Source organism: Spirosoma utsteinense (genome assembly GCF_014282275.1).
Classification (GTDB): Bacteria; Bacteroidota; Bacteroidia; order Cytophagales; family Spirosomataceae; genus Spirosoma; species Spirosoma utsteinense.
In genome coordinates this window covers 1-18,619 of the sequence record NZ_VFIA01000029.1, presented here as the reverse complement: position 1 = coordinate 18,619, position 18,619 = coordinate 1, and the positions used below count along the sequence as shown (strand labels likewise).

At 53.0% G+C, this 18,619-nt stretch carries 17 protein-coding genes and 1 pseudogene; 14 read left to right on the top strand and 4 right to left on the bottom strand.

Annotated elements, in window-relative coordinates; genetic code table 11:
• Window positions 1–17: 17 nt before the first annotated feature.
• The 4 genes and pseudogenes from FH603_RS20015 to FH603_RS29445 all read left to right on the top strand — a co-directional run bounded on the left by FH603_RS20015 (window position 18) and on the right by FH603_RS29445 (window position 3,023).
• Window positions 18–374: a four helix bundle protein gene (locus tag FH603_RS20015; RefSeq protein ID WP_186739478.1), complete on the top strand. Its 357-nt coding sequence runs from the start codon at window positions 18–20 to the stop codon at window positions 372–374.
• Window positions 375–437: 63 nt separating this feature from the next.
• Window positions 438–2,273 carry an SLC5 family protein gene (locus tag FH603_RS20010; RefSeq protein ID WP_186739477.1) on the top strand — a complete coding sequence of 612 codons (1,836 nt, stop codon included), beginning with the start codon at window positions 438–440 and terminating at the stop codon, window positions 2,271–2,273.
• A 27-nt stretch (window positions 2,274–2,300) separates the two neighbouring features.
• Window positions 2,301–2,537, top strand: a complete 237-nt coding sequence (locus FH603_RS20005) for a UPF0175 family protein (protein WP_186739476.1) — start codon at window positions 2,301–2,303, stop codon at window positions 2,535–2,537.
• Window positions 2,538–3,023, top strand: a pseudogene (locus tag FH603_RS29445) (PIN domain-containing protein). It begins immediately after the preceding gene.
• A gap of 201 nt (window positions 3,024–3,224) precedes the next feature.
• On the opposite strand, the gene FH603_RS19995 reads toward FH603_RS29445, so the two are convergent.
• Window positions 3,225–5,033, bottom strand: coding sequence for a hypothetical protein (locus FH603_RS19995; protein WP_186739475.1), 1,809 nt, complete (start codon window positions 5,031–5,033; stop codon window positions 3,225–3,227).
• 304 nt (window positions 5,034–5,337) lie between these two features.
• Here FH603_RS19995 and FH603_RS19990 point away from each other — a divergent pair, with 304 nt between their 5' ends.
• From FH603_RS19990 to FH603_RS19980, 3 genes are read left to right on the top strand one after another with little or no spacing between them, the layout of a single operon-like run.
• Window positions 5,338–8,790: a pyruvate carboxylase gene (locus FH603_RS19990; protein ID WP_186739474.1), complete on the top strand. Its 3,453-nt coding sequence runs from the start codon at window positions 5,338–5,340 to the stop codon at window positions 8,788–8,790.
• A 24-nt stretch (window positions 8,791–8,814) separates the two neighbouring features.
• Complete coding sequence (locus tag FH603_RS19985) at window positions 8,815–9,054, top strand: DUF433 domain-containing protein (RefSeq protein ID WP_186739473.1); 240 nt, start codon at window positions 8,815–8,817, stop codon at window positions 9,052–9,054.
• A complete protein-coding gene (locus FH603_RS19980) occupies window positions 9,051–9,389 on the top strand; it encodes a DUF5615 family PIN-like protein (RefSeq protein WP_186739472.1) in 339 nt (112 codons plus the stop codon). Before FH603_RS19985 ends, FH603_RS19980 begins: the two co-directional genes overlap by 4 nt.
• Before the next feature lie 169 nt (window positions 9,390–9,558).
• Here the strand turns inward: FH603_RS19980 and FH603_RS19975 are convergent, their stop codons facing one another.
• Entirely contained in the window at window positions 9,559–10,278 is a 720-nt protein-coding gene (locus FH603_RS19975) for a sterol desaturase family protein (protein ID WP_186739471.1), read from the bottom strand.
• Window positions 10,279–10,371: 93 nt separating this feature from the next.
• A complete protein-coding gene (locus tag FH603_RS19970; protein ID WP_235985523.1) occupies window positions 10,372–10,956 on the bottom strand; it encodes a Crp/Fnr family transcriptional regulator in 585 nt (194 codons plus the stop codon).
• Between the two features lie 68 nt (window positions 10,957–11,024).
• Here FH603_RS19970 and FH603_RS19965 point away from each other — a divergent pair, with 68 nt between their 5' ends.
• The gene (locus tag FH603_RS19965) at window positions 11,025–11,414 is read left to right on the top strand and encodes a DUF4870 domain-containing protein (protein ID WP_186739470.1); all 390 of its coding nucleotides are present in this window, start codon (window positions 11,025–11,027) and stop codon (window positions 11,412–11,414) included.
• 83 nt (window positions 11,415–11,497) lie between these two features.
• Window positions 11,498–12,286 carry a DUF2490 domain-containing protein gene (locus FH603_RS19960; RefSeq protein WP_186739469.1) on the top strand — a complete coding sequence of 263 codons (789 nt, stop codon included), beginning with the start codon at window positions 11,498–11,500 and terminating at the stop codon, window positions 12,284–12,286.
• 48 nt (window positions 12,287–12,334) lie between these two features.
• On the opposite strand, the gene FH603_RS19955 is transcribed toward FH603_RS19960, so the two are convergent.
• Window positions 12,335–12,922 (bottom strand): hypothetical protein, encoded by a 588-nt coding sequence (locus tag FH603_RS19955; RefSeq protein ID WP_186739468.1) that lies wholly within the window; start codon window positions 12,920–12,922, stop codon window positions 12,335–12,337.
• Between the two features lie 181 nt (window positions 12,923–13,103).
• On the opposite strand from FH603_RS19955, the gene FH603_RS19950 reads away from it, so the two are divergent.
• The 5 genes from FH603_RS19950 to FH603_RS19930 all read left to right on the top strand — a co-directional run bounded on the left by FH603_RS19950 (window position 13,104) and on the right by FH603_RS19930 (window position 18,445).
• Complete coding sequence (locus FH603_RS19950) at window positions 13,104–14,402, top strand: glucuronyl esterase domain-containing protein (RefSeq protein ID WP_186739467.1); 1,299 nt, start codon at window positions 13,104–13,106, stop codon at window positions 14,400–14,402.
• A gap of 19 nt (window positions 14,403–14,421) precedes the next feature.
• Window positions 14,422–15,036, top strand: coding sequence for an NUDIX hydrolase (locus tag FH603_RS19945; RefSeq protein ID WP_186739466.1), 615 nt, complete (start codon window positions 14,422–14,424; stop codon window positions 15,034–15,036).
• A gap of 93 nt (window positions 15,037–15,129) precedes the next feature.
• Entirely contained in the window at window positions 15,130–16,290 is a 1,161-nt protein-coding gene (locus FH603_RS19940; RefSeq protein ID WP_186739465.1) for a pyridoxal phosphate-dependent aminotransferase, read from the top strand.
• A 251-nt stretch (window positions 16,291–16,541) separates the two neighbouring features.
• Window positions 16,542–17,399 (top strand): prephenate dehydrogenase, encoded by an 858-nt coding sequence (locus FH603_RS19935; RefSeq protein WP_186739464.1) that lies wholly within the window; start codon window positions 16,542–16,544, stop codon window positions 17,397–17,399.
• Between the two features lie 596 nt (window positions 17,400–17,995).
• On the top strand, window positions 17,996–18,445 hold the full coding sequence (locus FH603_RS19930; protein ID WP_186739463.1) for a DinB family protein: 450 nt from the start codon (window positions 17,996–17,998) through the stop codon (window positions 18,443–18,445).
• Window positions 18,446–18,619 lie beyond the last annotated feature (174 nt).

Genomic DNA, 18,619 nt, shown 5'->3' with positions numbered 1-18,619 from the left:
ACAAACCGTCTTGTATTATGAAAAAAGAAAATGTTGTACGTGAAAAAAGCTTTCGGTTCGCCATTCGTATTATTCGACTCTATCAATATTTAAAAGACAGGCAGAAGGAATACGTGCTGAGTAAGCAACTGTTACGTTCTGGAACATCGGTTGGTGCCAATATTCGCGAGGCTGATAATGCAGAGAGTAAGGCCGATTTCATCCATAAAATGGGAATAGCGCAGAAAGAAGTTGATGAGACAATGTATTGGCTCGAACTTTTGAAAGAAACGGATTATCTGCTGGAGAATGAATTCGTTAGCATACATAAAGACGCTGATGAGTTGCTGAAACTGATTCGAAGTATTATTATAACAGCCAAGGCCAACCGATAGGTAATTCATCATTCATCACTCATCGTTCATCACTCATCGTTCATCACTCATCACTCAACACCCTTGTTAAGTCAACTCGAAACCGTCGATATCGTTGTCCTCGTCCTGATGCTGGCGATCATGCCCACAGCGGGGATCATCGTGGCGTTACGTAAAAAAAGCGCCGAGGATTATTTTCTGGCGGGTCGCAGTATCCGCTGGTGGACCGTAGCTGGTTCGGTGTTCGGGACCAACATCAGCTCGTTTCACTTGATCGGGATGTTGGGTATTGGCTATTCGATCGGTTTTGTGCAGGCCCATTACGAAATCGTGTTCCCGGCTATTCTGCTGCTGTGCTTTGTGTTCCTGGCTTCGTACCGTCGGCTGGAGGTTTTTACGCTCTCGCAATACCTGGAGGTGCGGTATAACTCGACCGCCCGGCTTATTTATACCATCCTGCTGGTGCTGATCATTCTGGTGCAGCTGGTGGGCGCGTTCTATGTGGGAAGTATTACACTGCAATGGCTGTTTGGGGGCAGCAGTTTCGAGATCTCTTACCTGAGTGGCCTGCTGCTGATCGGTGCCGTTACGTGCAGCTATACCATTTGGGGCGGTATGGAGTCGATCGTCATTACCGACACCATCCAGACGCTGATGATGCTCACCGCCGGATTTGCCGTGGCTTATTTTACGCTGTCGCAACCCGAGATCGGCGGCTTTTCGGGCTTGTTGGCCCTTGATGGGGCTGTCCCGCGCGAAGCCCAGAAAATGCACCTTTACCTGCCCGCTAACCACCCGAACCTACCCTGGACGGGCATTTTTACGGGTCTCATGCTCCAGCACTGTTTCAACTTCACCACCAACCAGTTTCTGGTGCAACGCGTACTGGCCGCCAGTAGTGACGATGACGCCCGCAAAGGCATTATTGCCAGCGGCTTTCTGAAACTGACGATTCCCTTTTTCTCCATTTCGGCGGGCGTAGCAGCCTACTACTTGTTCCAGGCCCGCTTTGGCAACACCGCCGATTTCAATTCGGACAATGCCTTTCTGAAGCTGGTCGAGACGGTGATTCCGCCCGGCGTTGGCCTGACGGGCATGATCCTGGCCGGTCTCACGGCTGCAACCTTCTCCTCCGTCGACTCGATGATGAACGCGGCTACGACCCTGCTCACGCTGGACGTGTATCAGAAATACATCACGCCCAACGCTACCGACCGGCAAATTCTTCGCTTCGGCCGACTGATGATTGTGGCCATGGTCTTCGCGTCGATCGGGATTGCGCTGTTCACCTACACCCCCGACCGGTCTAACAACTTCTTCCTCAAAGTATCGGCGCAGCTGTCGTATTTCACGCCGGGGATCATGGTCGCGTTCTTTATGGGCGTGATGTGGAAGCGGGCGAGTGCCAAAGCGGCTGTAGCCGCGCTCGTGCTGGCACCGGTATATGGGCTGCTGGTCGAATGGATCTACAACGATGGGTTGTCTCAGATTCCGGCGGTCGTTGCGGTGTTCGGCGACAGACTCAACTTCATGCACCGTGTTTTCCTAACCTTCCTGCTCAGCGTAGCCACCCTTGTCGGCCTGAGCCTGACGCTATACCCGAATGCTAATTTCGACGGTTTTAATAAATTACGCGTTGAGGTAAAAGCGGGTGAATTGTTCCGGGCCATCGGGCTGTTTCTGGCGATCCAGGCCGTATTCATCAGCCTGATCTTCATCGTCGGCCTGTCGCCGAAAGCCGTTGCCGGTTGGGCCGCGCTGGCTACGTTCGGCCTGTTCTTCTTCTACCGCGACAAAGCCCCGGCCTTGCAGCCCAACGGACCAGTGCGGGCTGGTGCGGGACCCATCTGGCAGGACAACCACCTCTGGGCGGGCCTGCTCACAGCTATCAGCGTGGGCGTGCTGTATTATTTTGCGTAGATTGCTATACAGAATCACAACGTCCCCATGATCATTACTATCCCTGATGAGCTGATTGAGCAGGCAAATCTATCGCCTGCCGAACTGCGCACCGATCTGGCCGCTTATCTCTACGAACATCGTCGGCTTACCCTAGGGCAGGCCCGACGGCTGGCTGGTATGGACTTGATCGCTTTTCAGCATGAGCTAGCCTCTCGTGATATCGATATACAATTCGACATTGCTGAGTTAGAGAAGGACGTCAGAAACCTGAATCTGGATTAGATGCTGGTTATCAGCGATACTTCGCCAATTACCAACCTCATTCAGATTGGTCACCTCGATTTGTTGAGACAGGTGTTTGGGCAAGTTATACTCCCAAGGACGGTTTATGACGAACTAGGCGAACTGCCTCGGTAACAACTGGTCATTGATGGCCAAAGCTGGTTAACGGTTCGAATCGTGCACGATATGGACGTTGTTGCCACCCTTGCAGACGAGTTAGATCCTGGGGAAGCGGAAGCCATTGCACTGGCTCTCGAAATCAAGGCTGATTATCTGATTATAGACGAGTTGAAAGGTCGCCACAAAGCTGAAACGCTCGGTTTGCGAATCGTTGGTTTATTGGGTGTTCTGATCCAGGCTAAAAAAGCCGGGTACATCCAGACGGTAGAGCCTTTACTCATCGCATTACGGGAAGAAGCAGGGTTTCGAATCCATTCGGCCTTGTACAAACGCGTTTTACAGTTGGCTGGTGAGGTACCTCTATAAGCGTGGGCGTGCTGTATTATTTTGCGTAGATTTGACTATAACCAAACTCGACCATTATGATCGTTGATCCAGCCACACGACCATTGCCCAACCATCTGCAAACCGTAGATGAGTTTGAGCAGTGGGAACGTCAGTATCATCGTCAGCAACTCCCGTCATGCCGCAATTTAACTTCGTGGTAGCGGATGTGTTTGTGTAGTCCTACAGCAACTCACACTTCCCGGCTTCTACATCACTTTCCACCTTTTTGTACTTCACATCCCTCACTACCTTTCCATCGGTATATCGCACGGATACTTTGTCATTCCGGTTGGGGATGGGTTGCCTAATGATAGGCTCCTGCGGCAGAAATCGGTTTTTCCCGCTCGGGAACAAAGCCCCGTTGGGTAGCTCCTCCGTTTCTTCCTCCTCATCGTCGTATAAAAATGCCCATTCATCGTCTTTCGCTTCCATCTTGCTCATCAGCTCATCGCTGATTTTCTGGCGTTCGGGGTCAGGGTGCGCTTTACGATAGGCAACCGGATCATGCAGGTACGCGTACTGCTCGGCCAGTGGGCGAAGGGGGTGCCGATCAACGGGATGCTGTTGTTGTAACAGTTCCTGCTCTACATCGGACAAATTACCCTGAATGTTCTCCGAAACCAGACGGCGCTCGAAGGCCGTCTGAATCAGTGGCAGCAGGTCGGTCAGGTGGAGATCGATCATAGCGCCAATGAGCCAGGCATTCAGGTCGGTATCCAGCAGGTGTTCGTCTTCGGCGTGGTCGAGCAGGAACGTAAACAGGTCGGTAAGCCACGTTTGGGCTACTGGCTTGAGCGCCGGGTTGGTCAGCGCTTCCTGCACATAAGCTCCTAAAACGACTTCCTTTGCGTAGGTGTTGATATCAGCTTCGCGCATAAATACCTGTAGCTCACTGGCACGGGCAGGTAACAGGCTCCTGAAATACGGCTCGTAGAAATCGTTGAGCCAGTCGCCCCACCAGAACTCCTGAAAATCACTATCCTGTCGGAGTGTTTCCAGTACGGCTTCCAGACACTCGTCAGCCCGCAGCTCAGTGGCCAGTAGCAGGGCGTGGCCGGCAAAGTTATGCTGGCTGTCGTTCCAGTCCTGATCATTAAAAAATTCGTACCGGTACACCGTGTCCAGAAGCACTTTCGATAAATCACGCGTAAGCGATGGGCGGGGAAGGGCCAGTAGTATATCGCGTTTGTCGACGGGTAGCGGCTTCGACGTTTCAATCAATCCATAGGCATAAAGCCACTGCATTTCGGGGTGCTCAAACAGGGGTGGCTCGGTCGTTTGCCGGTCATCGGCCCGAAAGTAACCGTCGATGGAAATAGATTCCTCGAATCCCGCCTGCATCTTGGCCAGATTCTGCTCCATCCGCGCCATATCGAGCCGGTTTTTCATCGTTCGCAACTGGTCGATTGTGTGGTACTGGAGATCGCGCATCAGCCGCAACCGGTTTTCAGCTTCCTCGGTATTCCCTTTTTCGAGGAAATAGTCGAACGCTGCCATACTAAAATGTCCTACCTCCGAAGCCTGAAAAACCGACCGTTCGGGGTAAAGTTGCCCTAAACCGGTTAGTGGGCCACCAAATAAAGCTTCCACCGCGTCGGTATCACCATTGACCAGCAACTGATTGGCCTTGTTAACTAATCCCAGCAAATACCGTGGATGCTGTTGAATCGTTTGTTCGAGAACGGCATCGCCCCGGCTTTTCTGGCCCGTGAGTACGTAGGTAGTCATCAGGTAGTTTTTCAGTACCGGCACGTTGGGATACTGTTGCACAAGTTGACGCAGTCGCTCGGCTAGGGCGCGGTCTGGGTGGTGGCGGGAAGCGTCATATAAGCCTGCAAGTTGCGAACTAAGCTCGGGAGGTGCCGTGCCATCGTCCAGTGCGTCCCAGGTAATCGTGTAGCCAAGGGTCGACAAACTGCTAGGTTTCGGGATAGCGGGCAGGTTATTTGGTGACGGGAACAGGTCGGAAAGCTTGTCGGGCAGAGGCATAAGACAGCGCGTTTGGATTGACAGGACGGCAGATGGGGCTTACCCGGCAGGATTTCATTGTCTTATGAAACCGTAGCCCTGCCAGTTTATTTAGTATAGAATTTTAAACAAAGCTAATAAACCGTGTTAACGTCGTCAAGGCTATACTGACTTGTTTGGGATGTCATACCATCTCCTGCATTATCCCGCCAAATAGTAGCCTTTTCCAACGTTTCCACCGATCCTTGCCCTTTTTTCAGAATTTTCAACAATCTTGCTTTGTCATTTGATGACACACAGCCTGAAGCCGTATTTGTTGAAAATTATGAAAGACTACATCCGCCCGATTAAACGCCTGCTGGTTGCCAACCGGGGCGAAATTGCCATCCGCATCATGCGGGCCGCCACCGAACTTGGTATCACAACCGTTGCCGTTTACACCTACGAAGACCGTTACTCACTCCACCGGTACAAGGCTGATGAAGGCTATCAGATCGGGCGCGACGATGAGCCGCTAAAGCCCTATCTCGACGTAGAAGGCATTATTCTGCTGGCCAAACGCCATAAGATCGACGCTATCCACCCCGGCTACGGGTTCCTGTCGGAGAACGTGAAGCTGGCCCGGCGATGCCGCGATGAGAATATTATTTTCGTGGGACCGTCGCCCGAAGCGATGGACGCGCTGGGTGATAAGGTGCGGGCTAAGAACCTCGCCATGAAGGCCGGTGTGCCGCTCATTCCCGATTCGCTGGAGGAGAACATGACAGCCGCACGGGCGCAGAGCGAAGCCGAGCGGATCGGTTACCCCGTTATGGTGAAGGCCGCTGCCGGGGGCGGGGGCCGTGGGATGCGCGTCGTGCGTAACCCCGACGATTTTGAGAAGTCGTTCAACGAAGCCAAGAACGAAGCAAAAAATGCGTTCGGCGACGATACCATCTTCCTCGAAAAATTTATTGAAGACCCCAAGCATATCGAAGTGCAGCTGCTGGGCGATCAGCACGGCAACATCGTGCACCTCTATGAGCGCGACTGCTCGGTGCAACGGCGGTTCCAGAAGGTGGTCGAAGTAGCACCGTCGTTTGGTCTCAAGAAAGAAACCAAAGAGAAACTGTACGAATACGCGCTGCAACTGGGACGCGCCGTCAACTACTCCAACGCAGGTACGGTCGAGTTTCTGGTCGATAAGAACGAGAATATCTACTTCATCGAGGTAAACCCCCGGATTCAGGTTGAGCACACGATCACGGAGGAGGTAACGGGTATCGATATCGTCCGGACGCAGATCCTGATCGCGATGGGCTACCAGCTGTCGGACAACGGTATCTATATCAGCCACCAGGACGAGGTGCCGCTTAATGGGTACGCCATCCAGTGCCGGATCACCACCGAAGACCCGGCCAACGGATTTAAACCCGATTTCGGTACCATCATTGCTTACCGGAACGCGGCTGGTTTCGGTATCCGGCTCGACGAGGGCAGCAGCTACGCGGGGGTTAAAATTTCGCCTTACTTCGACTCCATGATCGTGAAGGTGTCGGCGCGGGGACGTACGCTCAAGGGAGCTACCCAGCGGCTGACGCGGGCCCTGCTGGAGTTCCGGATTCGGGGGGTTAAAACCAATATCGGCTTTCTGCTCAACGTCATCAGCCACCCCATTTTCCAGCGGGGCGAAGCGCGGGTGTCGTTCATTGAAAGCCATCCCGAACTGTTCAACATGCGTCAGCCACAGGACCGCTCGACGCGCGCGCTCAACTACCTGGCCGATGTTATTGTAAACGGCAATCCGGAAGTTAAGAAACCCGATCCCAGCAAGGTCTTCCGCACGCCCATCGTACCCCCTTTCGATGTGTACGGCAACTACCCGGCAGGCAACCGCGACCGGCTGAAAGAACTGGGACGGGATAAGTTTGTGCAGTGGGTGACCGATCAGAAGTGTGTACTGTATACCGATACGACCTTCCGCGACGGTCACCAGTCGTTGCTGGCAACCCGCGTTCGGACGCAGGACTTGCAAAAGGTAGCTGAGGGGTTCGCCAAGAATCACCCCGAGCTTTTCTCGATGGAAGTATGGGGCGGGGCCACCTTCGATGTATCCATGCGGTTTTTGTACGAAAGCCCCTGGAAACGTCTGGAAGCGCTGCGCGAAGCCATGCCCAACATGCTCCTTCAGATGCTGTTCCGCGGCTCCAACGCGGTTGGTTACTCGGCCTATCCCGATAACCTGATCGAGAAATTTGTGGAGCAGTCGTGGCAGTCCGGTATCGACGTGTTCCGGATTTTCGATTCGCTGAACTGGATCGATGCCATGAAAGTAAGCATCCGGGCCGTCCGCGAACGGACCGATGCGCTTTGCGAAGGGGCTATCTGCTATACCGGCGATATGCTCGATCCAAAGAAGCACGCGAAATATAACCTGCAGTATTACCTCGATCTGGCCCGTCAGCTTGAAGATGAAGGCGCGCATATGCTAGCCATCAAAGACATGGCTGGCCTGCTGAAGCCGCTGGCCGCTGAGGTGCTGGTGGCCGAGCTGAAAAAAGCCGTCAGCATCCCCATACACCTGCATACCCACGACACGCCCGGCATTCAGGCGGCTACGTACCTGAAAGCCATCGACGCGGGTGTCGATATTGTCGACTGTGCGTTGGGAGCCCTGTCGGGGCTGACCTCGCAGCCGAACTTCAACTCGGTGGTGGCCATGATGCAGGGCCACGAGCGCGAGTGCCCCATGGACCTGCCTTCGTTGAATGCCTATTCCAACTATTGGGAAGACGTTCGGGAGTACTACTACCCGTTCGAGTCGGGTATGAAAGCGGGCAGCGCGGAGGTCTACGAAAACGAGATTCCCGGCGGTCAGTATTCGAACCTGAAACCGCAGGCCATTGCTACGGGCCTGGGCGACAAGTTCGAGACGCTCAAGAAAAACTACGTGATTGCCAACCAGCTCTTCGGCGATATCGTGAAGGTAACACCGTCGTCTAAAGTCGTGGGCGACATGGCGATCTTTATGACCGCCAACAACCTCACCGCCGACGATGTGGTGGCGCGGGGCGAGTCGCTGTCGTTCCCCGAATCGGTAAAGGGCTTCTTCAAAGGGGAGTTGGGGCAACCCGTTGGCGGCTTCCCCGAGGAGATGCAGCAGACGGTACTGAAGGGCGAACAACCTATTACGGGCCGCCCGAACGAGCACCTGAAACCCATCGACTTCGACGCTGATTTCGACGCGTTCAAGGTTAAATACCCGCACAACGATGGCTTCGTGGATTATCTGTCCTACCAGATGTATCCCAAGGTGTACGACGAATACTACAAAGCCAACGAGCAGTACGGCGATGTGAGCATGATCCCGACACCGGCGTTTTTCTACGGTCTGAAAGAGAACGAAGAGATCCTGATCAACATTGAAGAAGGGAAGAATATTCTGGTTCGGCTGCTGTTCAAGTCGGAGCCGGACGAGTTTGGGATGCGGACGATAACGTTCGAACTAAACGGCCAGAGCCGGCAGGTGCAGGTACGCGACCGGGCCTCGAAGGTAGAGAAGCAGATGAACGCCAAAGCCAGTAGGGATGGCGATGTGGGCGCTCCGTTGCAGGGCCGACTGACGCGCATTATGGTGAAGGAAGGCGACGTTGTGAAGAAGAATCAGCCGCTGTTCGTGATCGAAGCCATGAAGATGGAAAGCATCGTAGCCGCGCCCAGAGAAGGCAAGGTGTCGAAGGTGTTGCTGAAGGAAAATACGACTGTCGAACAGGAAGACTGTGTACTCGAATTAGCGTAACTTTAGGTTATAATCAGCATAGGTATGAACTTGGTAGAGCGGATTACGGTCGTGCCTGACGTTTGTAATGGCAAGCCGACCATTCGGGGGATGCGGATTACGGTCAGAACGGTTTTAGAGTATTTGGCGGCTGGTGAAACTGCCGAAAATATTCTGGATGCATATCCAAATCTGGAACTAGCCGATATTCAGGCATCTTTGGCATATGCGGCTTTACTGGCCGATGTTCGCATCGACTCATTGCCCCTGCCAATGGCGGCATGAGATATCTGGTAGACGTTAACCTGCCCAAGAAGTTCCGGTTTTTTAACACACCGGATTTCGTCTTCGTCGTTGATATCCAAGTCACATTACCGGATACAGAAATCTGGCCGTATGCGCTGCAAAACGATTTAGTCATTTTAACGAAAGACACTGATTTTTATGCCCGTTCATTAACGGCCAACCGTCGACCAAGTATTATTCAATTTAGTCTGGGAAATCAAACGCTGGCTGGTTTGCATCATTATTTTATCGATTACTGGCCTTTGCTCACTGATCTAATTCGGACACATTCACTGTTGGTGGCCTATCCCGATCGGATCGACATAATTTTTTGACCAATAGTAGGATAAGCGTCAATACCGTACTTTTTTCAGGCCTGGTGTTGACAGAAAACACGACCGTCGAACAGGAAGACTGTGTACTCGAATTAGTGTAACAGCAGACACGTGCCCGATATTGGGTTTTGCCAAGGTCACCGTATGCCAACGGTGACCTTGTTTTTTTCTACTCCCGGTGAACGTCCCGGAATCGCAGCATATCGCCCAGCCGAAGCTCTTTTTCTTCATCGAACCCGCAGGTAGCGGTAAACTCTTTTGGGTTGCTGTATGTCCCGAACAGCATGTCCCACCACACTATATCACCGTAGTTACTCTTGTGCTTCTCATGCTCATGATGAATCCGGTGCATCTCTGGTCGCTGGAAAATGTAACCGATCCACTGGGGCGTTTTAACATTTGTATGGTAGAAAAACTCCCCCAGCGCCGTGCATAGCGTATAGATAGCCCCCGCTTCGGCGCTTAATCCTAGAAAGGTGTAAATCAGCAGGCTGCCAATCAAGGAGTTGACCGTCATTTCGAGCGGGTGTTTATAAAACGACGTGATCACTTCCAGCCGTTGCGGACTGTGGTGTATTTGATGGAAATGCGTCCACAGAAAATCGACGGTATGACGCCAGCGGTGCCACCAGTAAAAGATGAATGTGGCTATAATGTAGGCAATGATGCCTCCGGCTATAGGGCTGACCTGGTCAGACAACTGAAAAACAGAATAAGCCGAGACCCATTTCTCCCAGGTAAATCCCGCGATGACTACTACAATCAACTGGATAAAATTGATGGCCAGTACCCGGATGGTCCAGGTAGGAACAGCGGGTAGTTTCCAGCCGGGAATGAGCCGTTCGAGCAGGAAACAGAACGCGAAAACACCAAAGATGACAGGAAGCATATGGTTTGGAATTTATAGGGTATAAAGTTCCAAAGCAACGGCTTAGACTTCGCCCGAACATTGACCAATATCAATTTCGAAATCCCGTTGTTTTTAGTCCCGGCGGCCCCGTAACCGGCTCAGGGTTTCGGGCGATATGCCAAGGTGCGAGGCAATGTATTTGAGCGGCACGCGCCCGAAAATAGCCGGGAAATCAGCCAGAAGCTGAGCGTACCGTTCGGGCGCTGTTTGCATACGCAGGTTTTGCGTACGCCGTTCACTCTGCACGTAGTATTTCTCTGTTATCAACCGCCCAATGGCATTGAACTCAGGGAAGTCGCGGTAGAGCTGTTGCAACTGAGTATAGTTGATGGACCAGACAACACTGTCGGTGAGCAATTCGACGTATTCGCGGGCGGGTTGACGGCTATAGAAGCTGACGATAGAAATGATAAAATCGCCTTCGCGCATAAACCAGGAGGTCACTTCTTTGCCTTCCTTCAGGTAATACCCCCGCACCACGCCCCGCTCAATAAAATAGAGCCGGTCCGATACCTGGCCCGGTTGAAGTAGCCATTGTTTCCGGGGCAGTGAGTCGCGCCGGAGTAGCTGCGATATGGTCGTCTCCAGCGCGGGTGAGATTGGCTGTAGGGTTTGTAAAAAGGCTAGCAATGGCTCCATCGATTCACTAATTTTCAATCGTAACGTTGTGTTAGACAAAATTTTACGCCAAATTTCCTGTCTCAATCAAACCGCTCCTCTCGCTCATGGAAAATCAATCGTCACCGCCCCCTTATGCACCCCCTCCCGCACCCCTGAACCAGTCCGACGAGCGGATGTGGGCGATGATTACGCATCTGAGCGCCCTGCCTGGCTCGTTCGTGCTGATCGGTTCTGTTGTGGCCCCGCTTGTCATCTGGCAAATTCAGAAAGAGCGATCCGCCTTTGTGGATTATCACGGTAAGGAAGCGGTCAATTTTCAGATTACGATGGCCCTTGCAGCTCTTGCATCGTTCCTCCTGTTTTTTGTTCTGATCGGTTTTGTGCTGATCTGGGTTGTTGGTGCGGTATGGCTTCTGTTCACCGTCATTGCGGCCGTCAAAGCCAATAACGGTGAGTACTACCGCTATCCGATAACGATTCGGTTTATTAAATAAATCAAAAAATAGTCAGGCCACTCGAGTTAACCAGATGACCTGACTATTTTTTGATTTGGCGGTAAGGCTCTATTTTTGCCCTTATGTTACTCCGCCCCCCGTACGTCTTCCTGCTTATCTGTTTATTCGCAACGGCTCGTCTGTCGGCTCAAACAACGTCTCAGCCCACGACAACCTGGGGGACCTGGCACATTGCCACGCTCCTGCTGCCCGGCAGTGAAACGAGCCGGTTTGGTGGATTTGCCGAAGTACAGGCGCGTTCGAACGGCGTGTTCAGCCAGTATTTTTACAACGAACTGAAAGGGGGCCTCAGCTACGATATCGACAAAAACGTAACGGTCATGCTGGCGGGCGGTCGCTACTCGACGGCCGACTACCGGGAACTGTCGGCGGGTGCCCTGAATATTGAAAAGCGGCTGTGGCAGCAACTGGTACTAAATCAATACCTTAACCGCATCAAGTTTGAGCATCGTTACCGGATTGAACAGCGCTGGTTCACCTTCCGGAATGGGCAGGAGGAATTCAGAAGCCGGATCCGGTACCGGCTCAACGTGTTCGTGCCGCTGAACGCCCGCACGATCGGCCCTAAAACGACTTTTCTTTCAGTATACGATGAAGTATTTCTGAACCCGCGCGGTCCGGCCTTCGAGCGGAATCGCCTGTATGCCGGGTTGGGCTACCAGCTCGACGCCCACTGGGTGTTGCAGGCAGGGTGGGTCAACCAGACGAACTACAATCCGGCTTCGTTCGCGCAGGGACAGTTTACGCCCATCGCGTCGGCCGGTAAGAACAACCTCGTTCTATCGATCATCTACCGACTCAACCAGCATAAGGCTTCTCCCGCCGAAAAACTGCCATCGCAGCCGGACTAAGGTGGCTGGAATGTCTCCGCCCGTTTGCCTACCGGCTTGTGGGCTCAATCAAAACCAGGGTCGGCGTACCTTCATCGACCGTTTCAGGCCGGTGATCAGCAGAAATGCACCCAGAATGCCGAAAATAATGGCGAGTACGGTGACATTCAGAATGGCGAACAACAGCGCTACAGCGATCACGATGATCGACGCTTTCAGTTTCCAGCTAATACGCTGCCACCAGTTGAGTTCTTTCCGCAGCGGCACTCCCAGTCCTTCCCGAATCCGGTTACCAAGCTTGAGCTTCTGCTTCGGTTTAGGGCGCGGCTGTTTGTCGACGGTACCGGCCGGCGCTGCCAGCAGCGACTGAATCCGGCTCATATGCTGCTGCACTCGTACACGGGTCGGGCGGGCAGCGGTGGGCTGGTTTCGCAGGCTGGCAACAAGAGGTTCGGTTGGTATGATGGCGTCGGCTACCGCTTCCGAAGGCTGGCTGGTCGAATCGGCCATACCCTCCGCTACCGGTGCTGGCTGCTGAAGGGACAGGCGGGTTGCAGGCGCATGGGCTGTGCGCTGAAAATAGGCAGTGGGGCGATGGCAGGCGGCAAAAAGGCAAAGAAAACAGAGGGGAACTAGAAAGCGAACAAAAAGGCGCATCAGGTCGTCGTTGAATGAAAGCACAAAAATCCTTTCTAGAACGATACAGACAAGCGGGTTGATATGATTTCATTGAAAAAGCCGCTGCTGCTTACCGGGAATGAGCCAGCGGACCGGTTTGTTCAGTAGGGAAACAGAGCGGCTCTGCTTTATCGGTCAGCAACTTATTCATACCCTACGCATGAACCGATCGATACACTGGCTGCTTCTTTATTTCCTTGTCATTCAGGCGGCAACGGCTCAAACCCGCACGGGTGTGCTGGCCGAACCCGTCTACAATTATGACGAAGCAAAGGTTGGCGACCTTACGTTACCCGACCTTTTGCGTACCACGGCCGGAAAACAGGTTACCAGCCGGGCCGACTGGGCTGCCCGACGGGCCGAACTGCTTCAGCTGTTTGCCGAAAACGTCTACGGAAAAACACCTGCCCAACCTGTTCGGCTACAGTTTCAAACCACGTCTATCCAGCAGAACGCGTTGAACGGGCTGGCCATTCGCAAACAGGTATCGATTGTCTTTACCGACTATCCGAAACTACCACCTATCGAAGTCCTGATTTACGTACCGAAGAACGCTGCCAAACCCGCTCCCGTTTTTATGGGGCTGAATTTCTGCGGGAACCACTGCGTTTCGCCCGAAGCCGATATTCCTCTTTCAACGCGCTGGGTGGATAATGCGATAGGCGAGGTGTCGGTCAATAACCGCGCTACGGAGAAATCGCGGGGAATGCAGGAACGACGCTGGCCCATCGATACCATCCTGAAACGAGGGTATGCCCTGGTAACGGCTTACTACGGCGACATAGAACCCGACCACAAGACGGGCTGGCGCTCGGGTATCCGGTCGGTGCTGGGCGACACGGCCCGCTACAACGGCCCTCAGGACAGCCAGTGGGGGGCTATCGGCGCATGGGCCTGGGGTATGAGCCGCATAATGGACTATATCCAGACAGACCCGGCCCTCGACGCCCGGCGGGTCGTTCTGATGGGTCATTCACGCATCGGTAAGGCCGCCGTGTGGGCGGGTGTTCAGGATGAACGCATTGCCGCCGTTATCTCGAATGAGTCGGGCGAGGGTGGGGCGGCCCTGAGTCGGCGGTGGTATGGCGAAACCGTTGAGCGAGTCAATACCAGCTTCCCGCACTGGTTCACCGGTCGCTATAAAACGTTCAACCAACGGGTAGCCGATCTGCCTGTCGATCAGCATGAGCTACTGGCCCTCGTTGCGCCCCGGCCGCTCTACGTAGCCAGCGCCGACGGCGACCAGTGGTCTGATCCCAAAGGGGAATTTATGGGTGCCCTTTATGCCGAACCTGCTTACAAGCTGTATGGAAAAACTGGATTGGGCGTCACGACGTTTCCGGGCCTGAATCAGTCCGTTGGGCAGACTGTTCGTTACCACAACCGGACGGGTAAACACGATGTCACAAACTATGATTGGGCGCAGTACCTGCGGTTTGCCGATGAATTAGTCCGGTAGCCGTGCCTACCTTTGCGGGATGATTCCCGAGAACGACCCAAAACACTGGCAAGTCGAACATGCCGATTACCTCGTTAAAACGCCATGGCTGACGGTTCGGCAGGACGCCGTTCGGTTGCCCAACGGTAGTTTCATGCCCGATTATTACCTGTTCGAGTATCCAAACTGGGTCAATGTCGTAGCCGTTACTACCGATGGTCAACTCATACTCGTCCGTCAGTACCGGCATGGCATTGCCGGTGTCCATTACGAACTATGCGCCGGTACGGTCGATCCGGTAGACGGTACATCCGAGGCCGGACTACTGCTGGCGGCTCAGCGCGAGTTACTCGAAGAAACGGGCTATAGTGGGGGAGAGTGGCAGCCCTTCATGACGCTCTCGGCCAACACCGGTACGCATACCAACCTCAACTATACCTTTCTGGCAACGGGTGTCGTGTGGCAGCAACCGCAGCAACTCGACGATACCGAAGACATTGCGGTACATCTGGTTTCGCCGGAGCAAGCGCTGGCTATTGTCGACAGTGGGCAGATGGTGCAGGCGATGTGTGTAGCGCCGTTGTTGCGGTACCTGTGTGGGTTATCGAGTGGCCCCGCCGGATTAAGCCGGAGTGAAAAGGTCGAACAAGACTAGCGAAGCGCGTATCTTTGCCCCTTATTTCATCAATAAGCTGCTTCCATAAAGTTGTTTAATTCTTTATAATTCCCGGTCCAGACCGGTTCAGACGTGATTATTCCCCTGGCCCATCGTGCCGATCAAGCGCAGGAGTACTACTTTTCTGTCAAGCTTGCCGAAGTCCGCAAACTCGTGGCGGCTGGTCATGATGTTATTAACATTGGTATTGGCAACCCCGATATGATGCCCTCCGATGCAACGCTCGATGCGTTGGAAACCTCGGCTCGGCAACCCGGTGCCCACGGTTATCAATCCTATAAAGGTATTCCGGCGTTTCGGGCGGCCATTGCCCGGTTCTACGCCCACACCTATGATGTGGCCCTCGACCCTGAAACGGAAATCCTGCCGCTGATCGGTTCAAAAGAAGGGATTACGCACCTGTCGCTAACTTTCCTGAACGATGGCGACCGGGTGCTGGTGCCCGAACTGGGCTACCCGGCCTACCGCGCCGTGAGCCAGATGGTGGGTGCCGACGTGCAGGAATACCCGCTTCTCGAAAACGAGAACTGGCAACCCGACTGGAATGCCATGGCTGATCTGGTGACCGAGAAGACAAAGATGATCTGGCTGAACTATCCGCATATGCCAACGGGGGCACCGGCCACGCGGGCGCTGTTCGAGCGGGCGGTTCGGTTTGCCCATGACCACCGGGTGCTGCTGTGTCACGATAATCCATACAGCCTGATCCTGAACAAAAAACCGCCTATCAGTCTGCTGTCTATCGACGGTGCCCGGGAGGTAGCCGTGGAGTTGAACTCGATGAGCAAGTCGCACAACATGGCGGGCTGGCGAATTGGCTGGCTGGCCGCTGCCCGGTCTTACATCGATGCGGTGTTGACGATCAAAAGCAACGTCGATTCGGGGACCTTCCTGGCCATTCAGCAGGCTGCCGTAGCCGCCCTGGCCAACTCCGACGACTGGCACCGGCAACGGAATGCCGTGTATGAGGACCGGCTCGATGCGGCCAAAGCGTTCCTGGATGCCCTCGGTTGCACGTATACCAACGATCAGGAAGGTATGTTTCTGTGGGCCAGGCTGCCTGACTCGATCGCGTCAGCCGAGGTACTGGTCGACGAACTGCTCTACAACCGGCATGTGTTCATTGCACCGGGCTTTATTTTCGGCCCCAAAGGGAATCGTTACATCCGGGTGTCGTTATGTATGCCTAAAGAACGGATCTGGGCTGCCGTAGAACGGCTGAAGACGGTCTGAGTCAGGATTTTTTTTTATTCTGATTAGCCGTTTAAATAAGTTTGTAAACCTTGTTATCACCACTACCAGGGGCTCCGCCCACTGGCAGGGTTGAATCCACACCCTGCCAGTGGGCGGAGCCCCTGGTAGTGGTGATAACAAGGTCTCGTGCGGTCTAATGATAGTTTGCGGGACGATTAAATACTAATAAAACGGAGGTGATCAGGCGAAATCCTGAAAATCTGTTCAATCCTTTAATAATCCTGGTTTAGATGACAGTCTCCATCATTGGTATTGGCCTGCTGGGCGGATCGTTTGCTCTCGCCATCCGGGAGAAATACCCTAAAATGCGCTTCATCGGTGTCGACTCGTCGCCGGTAAATGGTCAGTTAGCACTGGCCAAAGGAATTGTCGACGAGGTAATGCCGTTGGCTGTGGCTGTGTCGCAGAGTACGCTTGTGGTGCTGGCAACGCCCGTCAACATCATTATGGAACTGTTGCCAATGGTGCTCAACCAGCTGCCGGCGGGCGCAACAGTCGTGGACCTGGGCTCTACAAAGGGGCTGATTTGTGCCGTTGCTGACACCCACCCCAGGCGGAATCAGTTCGTAGCGGCTCACCCCATGGCGGGTACCGAAAACTCCGGCCCCGGTGCTGCGTTCAGGGAGCTGTTGTCGGGCAAGAACCTGATCATCTGCGACCGGGAGAAAAGCCACGCCGATAGCCTGACCTTAACCGAGAGTCTGTTCCGGGACGTTGGCATGAAGCTGTTCTATATGAGTCCGCAGGAGCATGATCTCCATCTGGCTTATGTTTCCCACCTGAGTCATATCAGCGCTTTTGCGCTGGGCCTGACCGTACTGGAGAAGGAAAAAGATGAGCAGGCTATTTTCGACATGGCCAGTACCGGTTTCAGCAGTACGGTTCGGCTTGCCAAAAGTTCGCCCCAGATGTGGGCTCCCATCTTCGACCAGAACCGGGAAAACGTATCCGACGCACTGGCGGCATACATTGAGTTTCTGCAACAGTTCAAGCAGGTGATCGATGATCAGAACGTAGCCACGTCACTCGATTTCATGCAGCGCGCCAACGTCATCCGGAGGGTGCTGGATGGCATTGAGAAGCGGTGAACGTTATTGATGGGATGGCTTTGTTTTTGCCGACGATCAAACAACTATCGACCCGTGCATCAGTCTATACTCTATTAACCAGTCTACGACTGATTTAACTATTGTCAATCTGGTATGGACTAGATCGGATCCCAATCATATATACAATGAGATTGAAGTCAGTGAACACGATTTTACCATCAAGAACGCTTCCGACCGCTTTGCTTATAATCGGATCGTAATTAGGGCCAGGTACTAAATCAGCCTCGGTTAATTCACTCAATGCCACTCAAGAACTTCAGCCAGCCGACAGGGGTAACTGATGCAATTGAACGGCTTTGGTTAACATAAAGGCAGTGGCTGTTGCAAAAGTCACAGAACTATTTGTTGAGCCAGCTAAGATCCCCAACGATGAATAGTTTTAGGCCATGAAATAGCAGGCAGAATCGTTTGGTCAAGTGCCTAACCGGCTTTTGCAACAGCCACGGCACTTATACAACAGTAGAACTTTTGTATGTACAGGGTAAATTACCCCCTTATTTTGTCGTAATAGTATCCCTTTGAGTATGTGAAAGGCTCATAGATTTACACACATAATAAACGTTCTACTAAGCAGTATGCAAAAACAGGTCTTTCTCGATATGTTAGCCCAAAATCAAACGACTTGTTCGTATGCTTTTGAACAGATTACGCCCCAAACTGCCACGCTTCGACTTAATCCAGAAACGGCCTCGATTGGCTTTATCTATCGCCACATTGGAGAAATGATGAATCTGTTTGGGTTATTTTTTGGTCTTCCGGTAACGGTCCAAAATACGACGATGGGCCAAACCGATATGGGTCAAGGACAAGATACCGAGCTTAGTCAGCGGTTGGTTGAAGGAGGCTATCAAATGTTCCAAACTTATATTGAGACGACCCCTGACGATGCCTGGCAGGACCTCATTGAAACGCCTTTCTTCGGTGCAGTCTCGCGGACTAGGCTTTTTGGCCATGTTTTATTCCATACAGCGCATCATGCTGGACAGATCTCTCTAACTTTAAATAGAGGACAGAAATTCGACTAATACTTGTAGTACTTTAGTTAGATTAATAATGCTTTATCCTTAAGCAACTTTATTAACTTAATCGGGTCGTGCCTTAAAAGTGGATATTAAGCTTGAAAAAGAGATGGTTAATCAGCAACCCAATCACCGTGTCGTGCATTAAAACCGACTTGGAAAAACAGATGGTGCGACGCG